Consider the following 10,241-nt stretch of genomic DNA (forward strand, 5'->3'; position numbering starts at 1 on the left):
GAGTCTGGAAGCGTCGGTCAGATGAAAGCGGCGACAATGGTTGCGAAGAGGAACGCGTGCCAGACAACTGCGGCAGCTTTGGCCGTGGTGGTCGACGCTGGCAACGGCGGATTTCGAAACATCGCCTCGTAGACGAACACCGTCGCGAGCAGGGCTCCGCCGGCGAGCCCGGTCACGAAGGCGACCGCGGTTCCGATCCCGACCGCGACCCCGATGGCGAGGCTGCCGACGATGGCGAGCAGCAGTTTGTCGTAGTAGTCGAGGTGTGCCACGATCCTTCTACCAGCTACTACGGCGGCCGGGACCGAAAAATCGGTCCTGATTACGAGCAGGTGGGAACGATCTCGAACGACTACGGTGAATCGTCGCGAGGAGCGTTCCGACCGAAATCGAGTCGATACGTATCAACCCTCTCGAAAAGGGAGACGAGCGAGAAACTCAAAACTCCGTGACGACCTCGACGCCCTCGGTATCGTACTCGGTCATCGCCGCGAGCCGGTCCGAAACGGCCTCGAGCCCCACGCGTCGTGTGACCAGCCGTTCGGGCTCGAGCCGACCCGCCTCGATCATCCTGAGGAGTTCGTCGTAGCGCGACGGCGGCATCCCCCGAGAGCCGACGACGGTAACGTCCCAGCGAGTCATTTCGTCGATCGGCAGCGAGACCTCACCCTTCTCGGCGGCTGTCGTCAGTCCGATCTGGACGTGGGTTCCCCGAATGCGGAGACAGTCGACGCTATTGCGGCAGGTCTCTGCACGCCCGAGCGCGTCGACGGAGACGTGTGCGCCGCTCTCGGTGACCGACTCGATTTCGGTCGGAACGGTCGTCTCTTCGCCCTCGAGTTCGGACGCATTGATCGTCTCCTCGGCACCGAGGTCGGCCGCCATCGCGAGCGGTTCCTCCCGGACGTCGACCGCGACCACGCGGCCGCCCAGGGCAGTCGCGATCTGGACGGCTGCCAGCCCGAGACCGCCACAGCCGTGGACGGCGACCCAATCGCCAGCGTCGATATCGGCCCGGTGGGCCAGCGCGTGGAAGGCGGTGACGTATCGGCAGCCGAGTGCAGCGACGGCTTCCGCAGAGATGGCCTCGGATAACGTCGCGGCGTTGAACGCCGCGTGGGGGACGTGGATCCGTTCGGCAAACGCGCCCGGGACGCTCGATTCGAACCCGAGGGCGTAGCCGTCTTCGCAGACGTTACCGTACCCGTTGCGACACTGATAGCACGATCCCTCACCGAGGTTGAACGGGACGGCGACACGGTCGCCAACCTCGAGCGTGTCGACTCGGTCACCGACTCGAGCGACACGGCCCGCCGGCTCGTGGCCCAGAATCTGTCCGAGTGGGACCCGATCGTCGGCCCACTCGCCGTGGCCCTGCCAAGCGTGCCAATCGCTACGACAGATACCACAGGCCTCGACGTCGACGATAATTCCGTGAGGGTCGAGTTCCGGGTCCGGGACGGACTCGATCGACAGCGGTTCACCGTAGGCCTCGAGTACTGCAGCGCGCATACCGGTGGCGACGAGCGCCGACGAGGTAACGTCTCCGGCGGTAGTCGGATGGAAGACGCCGGCCGAAAGCAGCTAGCCTTATCGGAGAGGCCGTTCGATGGTTCGGTATGCGTGTCACCTTTCTTGGAAGCGGCAGTGCGATGCCGACCGGCGACCGGTTTCAAACGGGGATCCTCGTCCAGGAAGACGGGCGAACGCTGCTCGTGGACTGTGGATCCGGCGTCCTCCACCGGCTCCAGCAATCGGGCGTCGGCTACGAAACCATCTCGACGGTCCTGTTGACCCATCACCACCTGGACCACGTCGCCGATCTGCTCCCGCTGATGAAAGCCCGCTGGCTCGCCGGCGAGGAACACCTCGAGATCGTCGGCCCGCAGGGGACGAAAGCGCTGGTCGACGACCTGCTCGGCGTCCACGAGTACATGCAGGGCAAACTCGAGTTGCAGGTCCGCGAAGTCGTCCCCGGCGAGTTCTCCGTTGCCGGGTTCGACGTCTCGGCCTACGAGACTCGACACTCGCTGCCGTGTCTGGCCTACCGGTTCGGCGATCTGTTCACGTTCAGCGGCGACAGCGAAGCCTTCGCGGGATTAGCAAACTTCGCCGAAGGCTCCGCCATCCTGGCTCACGACTGTTCGTTCCCGGACGACGTCGACGTCTCGAACCATCCCACGCCGGAGACGCTGGGGAAGGAACTGGCCGGCCGCGAAATCGGCCGCGTCTACCTGACTCATCTCTATCCGCACACGGAGGGACGCCACGACGAGATGCTCGAGTCGATCGGCGCACACTACGATGGCGACGTTCGGTTTGCCGAGGACCTGAAGACGATATCGGTCGAATAACCGTCCGAATCGGTTGTTTACCGCACTGAAGGGCTGAATTGCTCCCGATTGAGCGTCGCGTCTCTTGATAGTTATTTGTGATTTGTTCCCCTAGGTATCGCGTATCCGAACAGGTATATATCCAGAGTTTGTAGGATCATAACAACAGATGACCCTCCCTGGCCAATCGCCGCAGTTCGACGGGGTGAGCTGATGAGTCTGCCAAATCGCATTGCTGACCTCGTCACCGGACGATCCCGTAGCGTTATCGTCGTCCTCCTCCTGGCGACAGCGTTGGTCGGTGCAGGAATGCCGATGGTCGACGACGACTCGTCGCTCGATCAGTTCGAGACCGATTCCGACGAAGCCGTAGCGCTCGAGGATATCGACGATCGGTTCGGTGCCGACGACGACGACAATACGACGTCAGTACAGTTGATCGCCAGAGGCGATAACGTCATCACACAGGAGTCGTTGATCGGATCGCTCGAGTTCCAGCAGGAAATTCGTGCAAACGAGTCCATCAACGCGACGCTCGTCGAAGACGATCCGATAACGGGCGTCGAGAACATCGTCGCGATCACCGCCATAAGCGAGGACCGTATCGACGACCTCGAGGAACGCGGCGAGGAACTCGAGGAACGCGAAGAGGAGCTCCAGGCGTGGGCCGACGACCTCGAGGAACGCGGCGATCTTCTCGAGCGACGGGGCGATCGTCTCGAGGAGCGAGGCTCGGATCTTAGCGATCGGGGCGATGCACTCGAGGAGGATCAAGCGGAACTCGAGGCCCGTACCGGAACGCTCCAGACAGCGCTGAACGAAACGATGGCGCTGCAGGGCCAGTACCTCGAAGCCGAAGCGGAGGGCGACGAGGAAGAGCAGGAAGCGATCGAACAGGAGATCGAAGAGACGAGAGCGGCCGCGATCGAGAACGCTGACCTCGACGATGAGCAGGCGGCGACGTTCACCGTCGCGGCGGAAGACCTCCGGACTCTCGTCGGATTGGAAGCCGCCTACGAACGAGTTCCCGAGATTACTGACGATCCGGAAGCACAGGGAATTCTCGTCGAGACGCTAACGGAAACCCGACAGCTCGAGGAGACCGGGGAACCTGACGAAGCCTTCGAAACGCTGTGGGAGGAACGCGGTGCGGAAGCCGGTCTGACCGAACAACAGCAGGCCGAGTTCGAAGCCATCGCCGAAGACGTCCGCGACGGTCAGTCCGAACTCCAGCAAGTCGAGTCGATGGAACTCGAGGCGGCCTTCGAGGAGGCTTTCGAACTCGGTACGATGGGCGTCTTCGCCGAGGAATTCGCCGAACTGGAGGAACGCGGTGAGCAACTCGAGAGCGACGGCGAGACGCTCGAAGAGACGGGCGACAGACTCGAGGAAGACGCCGACGAACTCGAGCAAGAGCAGGAGGAACTCGAGGACGCGTTCGATCAACTCGAAGCGGACGCCGAAGCGCTCGAGGAAGACCAGGAAGACCTCGAGGACGGCGTCGATCCGTCGCTCGAGGAACAGATCGAGAAACTCGAGGAGCTCGACGACGAAGCGTTCGAAGACGTCCTGACGGAGACGCTGTCGGAAGATGAGGGCGAAGATGCGCCCGCGCTCGGCTTCATGCCGACGGGTTACGATCCCGGATCGACCGAAGCCGACGCCCGGATGACCATGATCAATCAGCATTCGGATGCGGGCGACATGGAGATGGGCGGTGAGAGCGATCCGGCCCTGGACAGTCAGCTCGATCTCCGCGAACTTGCCGATCAAAACGATCAGGAGTACCTGGTCTTCGGTGCCGGTATCATCACCGATGAAATCGATCGATCGATGGGCGACAGCTTCGCGATCGTCGGACCGCTGGCCCTGCTGTTCGTCGTCGTTGCGCTGACGATCGCTTACCGCGATCCGCTCGATATCATCCTGGGCGTCGGCGGGATCCTCGCCGTTCTGGTCTGGACGTTCGGCTTCATGGGCTGGGCGGGAATCGCGTTCAACCAGATGATGATCGCGGTTCCGGTCCTCCTGATCGGGCTCTCTATCGACTACGCGATACACGTCTTCATGCGCCACCGCGAGCAACGCGAAGCGGACGGTGTGTCGAGCACTGTCCGCGGTTCGATGACGATCGCACTGGCGGGTGTCGGCGTCGCCCTCATCTGGGTGACGGCGACGACGGCTATCGGCTTCCTCGCGAACCTTGTGAGTCCGATCCCTCCAATTCAGGAGTTCGGTATCGCCAGCTCCGTCGGCATCATCTCGACGCTGATCATCTTCGGCGGACTGATTCCTGCCCTCAAGGTCGAGATTGACACGTTCCTCGAGTCCCGCGGGTGGGACCGACGCAAGCGCGCGTTCGGCACCGGAGGCGGGCGATTCAGCAGCGTGCTTACTGCCGGATCGACCGCGGCCCGGCGGATTCCGCTCGTGATCATCGTCGCAACGGTGCTGCTGACCGCCGGTGGCCTTTACGGCGCGAGTCAAGTCGACACCAGTTTCGAGGAGGAAGATTTCCTCGCCGACAGCCCGCCAGAATGGACGCAAAACCTCCCCGGCGGGATGGCTCCTGGCGAGTACCGCGCCGCTGACGATCTGGAGTTCGTCAACGAGAACTTCCAGCGCGAGGACTCGCAAGCCCAGATCCTCATAGAGGGTGATATCACCCACGACGACACCTTACACCGATTCTCGGACGCGCAGGACGAGGCCGCCGAGGCCGACGTCGTCTACACCCTCCCGAACGGCGATGCCGACGTCGAAGGACCGCTTACGGTCATGGAGGAGACGGCAGCCGAGAACGAATCGTTCAACGAGTCGTTCACCGCTGCCGATACGACCGGCGACGATATCCCCGATCAGGACATCGAGGCGCTCTACGACGAACTGTTCGAAGTCGACGAAGACAGAGCGAGCACAGTCGTACACCGCACCGAGGACGGCGACTACGAGTCGGCCCGGCTGATCATCGGCATTCAGGGCGACGCAGGGTTCGACGCAACGACCGACGAAATACGCGAAATTGCCGGGACGATCGACGTTAGCGGTACGGGCGATCAGCGCAACCTCGACGCCGGAGCGGGCGAACTGAACGCGATCGCAACCGGAGATCCGATCGTCAACTACATCGTCGAACAGGACCTGCTCGATACGGTCCTCCAGAGCCTCATGATCACGCTCGTCGCCGTCTTTGCCTTCCTGACGGTGGCCTACTGGCTCACCGGTAACGGCGCGGCGCTCGGCACGGTGACCCTGCTGCCGGTTGCGTTCGCCGTCAGCTGGATTCTCGGGACGATGTACCTGCTCGGCATCCCGTTCAACGTGATGACCGGAATGATCACCAGTCTCACGATCGGACTCGGAATCGCCTACAGTATCCACATCAGCGCCCGCTACACGCTCGAACTCGAGCGCCAGGGTAATGCCTGGTCGGCGATGCAGACGACCGTCACCGGTACCGGGGGCGCGTTGCTGGGCAGTGCCGCCACGACCGTCGGCGGATTCGGAACGCTGGTCTTCGCGATTCTGCCGGCGCTCCAGCAGTTCGGCTTCATCACCGGGCTGACGATCATCTACTCGTTCCTCGCGAGTGTCATCGTCCTTCCGTCGCTGCTGATCCTCTGGACGCGGTACTTCGGCCCGGACGTCTCCTTCGACACGTCGGGGACGACTAGCCCGGCCGCGACGGCGAGCGACGGCGGCCGGACGACCGAAACAGGGATGGGCGCGGACGACACTACCGACGAGTCACGAGGGAACGACGAGTGACAAACGACGAAAGCGAAGCCGTCGACGCGTTCGAGCGACTCGGCCTCACCAGCTACGAGGCGAAGGTGTTCATCGCACTCCACCGACTCGGCTCCGGGACCGCACGCGACGTCGCCAGCGTGACCGACGTGCCTCGCTCGCAGGTGTACAGCGTCGCCGAGAGCCTCGAGGATCGCGGGTTGGTCGAAGTCCAGCAGTCGAGTCCGATTCGCTACCGACCGGTGAGCATCGAGGAAGCACAGCAGACGCTCGAACAGCGCTTCCAGCACGAGCGGGAACGGGCGTTCGATTACGTCGAAACCGTCAGACGAGACTCGGAAACCGAAGAGACACAAGAAGACATCTGGACGATCCGGGGTAGCGACCGTGTCGACGACCGCGTCGTCGAACTGCTCTCGCAAGCCGACGAACGGTTCATCTTCGGAACGCGACTCCCGGAACTCGTCACGGAATCGATCGAACGGACGATCAAGGAACGAGCGGAAGCCGGCGTCTCGGCCCTCGTTATCAGCCGTAGCGACGACATTCGGGCAAAATTCAGCGACGTCGACGGCGTCAGAACGGAGTCACCGCCGCGCTTTCGCCAGGACGACCAGCGGTCGGGTCGGATCGTCACCGCCGACGACGACAGCATCCTGTTGAGCGTTATCGACGACGGCGGCTGCGAGACCGCGATCTGGAGTTCGGACTCGCTGTTCGCGAACGTGTTGATCCAGTTGCTCGAGGCGAACGACGAGTTACAACCCAGCCCTGAACCGGAACCCGAACCCGAGTAATCAGTCTCCCTCGAGACGCCTACTCGAGTCGATAGCGCAACAGCGCCGCGATGCCGCCGAGATTCGACAGCTGTTGTCCCGGGGGAAACTCGCTCGAGAAGACCGTTACGTCGCCGCCCTTTTGTTCCGCCGTCCGGACGATGTCGTCGACGTTGATCGCCCACTCGCCGTCGGGACCGCGTTCCTGACGCAGTCGGTCATCGAGTACGAGCAGCCGTTCGATCGCACCGAACTCGGCGGCCTGCTTGACTTGCTCTGGACCGTAGGCGGCTTTCGCACCCTCCGCGATACGGCGGGTGAGTTCGTCGATGTACTCGGCCTCGCTTTCGATACGGGTCTCCTGTTGAACGTCGGCGACGGCGCCGCGTTTGAGTACTTCGTGAACGCCGCGGTCGCCGACGCTGGCCGTATCGACCATCGTGATCTTTTCGGCGACCGCCGGTTCGTTCTGCTCGATGTACTTGTAGGCGTCCTGTTTCGTAAAGCCGGGTCCGGCGAGGATGATCGCGTCGGCATCTTGCCGTTTGAGGACGGTTGCGAGCTCCGAAAACAGCTCCGAGCGCCCGCGGGCGTACTCGCCTTTGCCGGTCGTCCCGGTGATCGTCGCCCGCTCTTCGGTGCCGTACTGGGCGACCGTGTGAACGTGAGCCTGGCCCTCCTCGACGGTCGCGATGGCGACGTCCGGGTTCTCGGTGGCCTCCTCGGCTTCCTCCAGACGGGCCTCTTGATCCGGTTTGAAGTACTTCTCGATCGAGAGTTCCTCGCGTTCCTCGACGTTCAGCGTGTGGTGAAAGCCGAGCTGGTCCTCGCGCGAACAGGCGACGATTTCGCCGCCGACTCGCAGCCGGTTCGCGAACTTGTGGAACTCGATATCGTCGACGGCGATGGCGACCCACATCGGTTCGCGCTCGCCGCCCGTATCGCGCATCTGGTCGTCGTTGCGCTGGATCCGTCGGGTCGTATCGCCCGCGACGCGGTCGCCGGGCTCGAGGACGTACTGCAGGTGCCAGAGATCGTCGACGCTCTCGGGGACGACGGTCACCCGTTCGCGTCCGCCCTCGATCCGCTCCCGGTCTTTGATCTGCATGGGCGTGGGTTCGGGTGGTATCGGTAAGTGAGCTGCGATCCCTCGAGCGACCAGGGCCCGCTCGAACTGGTCACTTGCGATTCGAACGGTCCGTGCTCGAGGCGTCTCAATCGCGATGACGATTGGTTCTCGGAAAGGGACCGCATCGAAATCCCGTAACCAAGTTTGGTACCGGATAGCATAGTTAGGGACGCACGATATCCCCATAGCGAGCCAACGTATCGTATGAAACTCGCACACGTTCAGCTCTTCGAGGACTTCGGCACCCGATCGCTCGCGATCCACGCAGTCATGGTCCTCGCGTTCGCCAACGCCGTGTTCGCGGGCCTGTTCGTCTCGGGACAACTGGGTCTCGTCTCGTTTGTCGCGTTGCTTAATTTCACCGCCGGCCTGTGGGTCGCCCACTCGATTCACTCGCTCGGAAACGCCTCGAGCGACGACGAGTACAACGGCGTCCTGAACGAACTGCTCGAGACCGGTACCGACGGATCGAGTTCGGGACTCGATACCGGTCGTTTCGGTCGCCTGCTCGCCCTGATCGGGGCCGTGACCGCAGTGGCGTTACTGACCTCGGCACAGGTCCTCCCGGGCGCCGTGTTCCCCGTCGCCATCGTCGCCGTCGGCAGCATCGCCGTCGTGACGGCGATCACCGGCTTCCTGATCGCCCTTGGCGCATCCTACGACGAGTCGGAAGCGTACTGGACCGGCGAAGTCGACCGCCATCAGCAGCCGGAACTCGAGGAACAATCGTAAACCGCCTCGGAGTCGAGTGGTTCGAGACGCCGAAGGCGTCTCGTCGTCAAGCGAAACCTTCGGTTTCGCGGACCTCGCGAAGCGAAACTCCGCTCAGCCGGGGAAACCGTTGATTTCCGTACGACCTCGGGGCATTCGGCCTACTCCGCCTGTAGACCCGACTACTATTCAGATCCACCAGACACCTGCAAGCCACCACTGTTTATCGATGGCAGCCGTCGAGCATACACTATGGCTGCGACACAAGACCGATCGAAACTGCTGAAGAACGCTGGAGTTGTCACGACGGCTATCGACGGCATCATGGAATTCTCCAAGGGGCGCCGAAAGAGCGGACTACTGTTGCTCGGCGCGGCCGCCGTTTCGTCGCGGATCCCCGGCTTCGGAACGGCGGCGTCTGTGCTCCTGCGAGCGTACCGACGGCTCCGATAGCTCTGAACGGGAGGACGAACGTTGACCGACTACTCCTAGTCTCGGAGTCGCTCGAGGACGTCTTCGGCGTTTTCGACGGCCTGTGCTTTCTTCGCCGGGTAGGCTTCGACCTTCCCGCGGAAGGTAATCCCATCGCCCAGTCGAATTGTCCCTGAGAAGGCGGCTTGTTTGTCCAGTCGCAAGAACAGTTCGGTGTTCTCCGTCACCCGCTCGTCGAGTTCGCCGATTAGTTCGTCGAACGACTCGAGGTCGGCGAGTCGCGAGAGGACGTGACGAACGTCGTCGGCCTTCTCGACGCGCGCAGAGAGGACGAGGATGCGGTCGCCGTAGTGGCCTTCGCTCTCGACGCGCTCGATTTCGAACTCCTCGGGCAGGAAGGTTCGAAGCGCCTCTTCGACGCGTTTCTCGTCTTCGGTGGCGTAGCAAAACGTGCGTAAATCGACGTAGTGAAGCGGGATCTGTGGCATCTACAGTCTGGGTGTGATACGATAGCGGTTCGAGTGGCTGGGTCGACGGTCGATCCAGCGGCTCGTTTATTCGTCGTCTTCGGTTTCAGCTTCGACGTCTTCGTCGGTATCGTCGGCTTCCTCGAGGGCATCCTCGGGAACGCCGGCCTCCTGACCCTCCTCGAAGCTGATGGTGTAGGTGACGTCACCGAACATCGATTCCATCGTCTGGGTGATCGTTCCCGTCTCGCCGTCGAACTCGCTGTGCTCGTCGTGCAGGACGACGCGGTCGTCTTTCTCGAAGCTCATAGTCGATGATTCCCCGTCTGCGTGTAAAAAGGGACTGATTCGCCCCAATGCCGGTTAGCAACTCCGGTGACCCCACCGTTGTGACGCGAAACGGGCACACGGACGCTTGTCCCGGTCCTGTTATCGATTGCCGCTGGAGTTCGCTCGCTCGTTCTCCCACTTGTATCCGGGTCGGCAACGACTGATACGGTTCACTGTAGTCAATTACCGCCGATCGCCGACCCCGTTCTGGCGATCGGCGATAAATAGTTATGAGCGTGTCATAGAATCCAACTCATAGTTTGAGTTTCTCACGTCCTGGATCGTGTCCTCGCTCGTAGTTGGTGATCGCAATCGC

General features: G+C 62.4%; 10 protein-coding genes. 5 read left to right on the plus strand and 5 right to left on the minus strand.

Going from position 1 to position 10,241, the window contains the following annotated elements:
* Window positions 1–17: 17 nt before the first annotated feature.
* Together GS429_RS11840 and GS429_RS11845 are read right to left on the minus strand one after the other, a co-directional pair.
* The gene (locus GS429_RS11840; protein ID WP_328821365.1) at window positions 18–272 is read right to left on the minus strand and encodes a DUF8015 family protein; all 255 of its coding nucleotides are present in this window, start codon (window positions 270–272) and stop codon (window positions 18–20) included.
* A 166-nt stretch (window positions 273–438) separates the two neighbouring features.
* On the minus strand, window positions 439–1,512 hold the full coding sequence (locus GS429_RS11845) for a zinc-dependent alcohol dehydrogenase family protein (RefSeq protein WP_160065566.1): 1,074 nt from the start codon (window positions 1,510–1,512) through the stop codon (window positions 439–441).
* 107 nt (window positions 1,513–1,619) lie between these two features.
* On the opposite strand from GS429_RS11845, the gene GS429_RS11850 reads away from it, so the two are divergent.
* The 3 genes from GS429_RS11850 (at window position 1,620) to GS429_RS11860 (ending at window position 6,877) form a co-directional block, all read left to right on the plus strand.
* Window positions 1,620–2,354, plus strand: coding sequence for an MBL fold metallo-hydrolase (locus GS429_RS11850; protein WP_160065567.1), 735 nt, complete (start codon window positions 1,620–1,622; stop codon window positions 2,352–2,354).
* Between the two features lie 192 nt (window positions 2,355–2,546).
* Window positions 2,547–6,101 carry an MMPL family transporter gene (locus GS429_RS11855; protein ID WP_160065568.1) on the plus strand — a complete coding sequence of 1,185 codons (3,555 nt, stop codon included), beginning with the start codon at window positions 2,547–2,549 and terminating at the stop codon, window positions 6,099–6,101.
* Window positions 6,098–6,877: a TrmB family transcriptional regulator gene (locus GS429_RS11860; RefSeq protein WP_328821366.1), complete on the plus strand. Its 780-nt coding sequence runs from the start codon at window positions 6,098–6,100 to the stop codon at window positions 6,875–6,877. The genes GS429_RS11855 and GS429_RS11860 overlap by 4 nt, the downstream gene beginning before the upstream one ends.
* Window positions 6,878–6,896: 19 nt before the next feature.
* Here GS429_RS11860 and GS429_RS11865 read toward each other — a convergent pair whose 3' ends face one another.
* A complete protein-coding gene (locus GS429_RS11865) occupies window positions 6,897–7,964 on the minus strand; it encodes an mRNA surveillance protein pelota (protein WP_160065569.1) in 1,068 nt (355 codons plus the stop codon).
* Between the two features lie 225 nt (window positions 7,965–8,189).
* Between GS429_RS11865 and GS429_RS11870 the strand changes: the two genes are divergently transcribed.
* Window positions 8,190–8,717: a hypothetical protein gene (locus GS429_RS11870; protein WP_160065570.1), complete on the plus strand. Its 528-nt coding sequence runs from the start codon at window positions 8,190–8,192 to the stop codon at window positions 8,715–8,717.
* 231 nt (window positions 8,718–8,948) lie between these two features.
* A complete protein-coding gene (locus GS429_RS11875; protein ID WP_160065571.1) occupies window positions 8,949–9,149 on the plus strand; it encodes a hypothetical protein in 201 nt (66 codons plus the stop codon).
* Window positions 9,150–9,184: 35 nt separating this feature from the next.
* Here the strand turns inward: GS429_RS11875 and GS429_RS11880 are convergent, their stop codons facing one another.
* Window positions 9,185–9,616, minus strand: coding sequence for an RNA-binding protein (locus GS429_RS11880; protein WP_160065572.1), 432 nt, complete (start codon window positions 9,614–9,616; stop codon window positions 9,185–9,187).
* Window positions 9,617–9,682: 66 nt separating this feature from the next.
* A complete protein-coding gene (locus tag GS429_RS11885; RefSeq protein WP_160065573.1) occupies window positions 9,683–9,904 on the minus strand; it encodes a DUF1918 domain-containing protein in 222 nt (73 codons plus the stop codon).
* Window positions 9,905–10,241: the final 337 nt, after the last annotated feature.

The sequence above is a fragment of the Natronorubrum halalkaliphilum genome, from assembly GCF_009834785.1.
GTDB lineage: Archaea > Halobacteriota > Halobacteria > Halobacteriales > Natrialbaceae > Natronorubrum > Natronorubrum halalkaliphilum.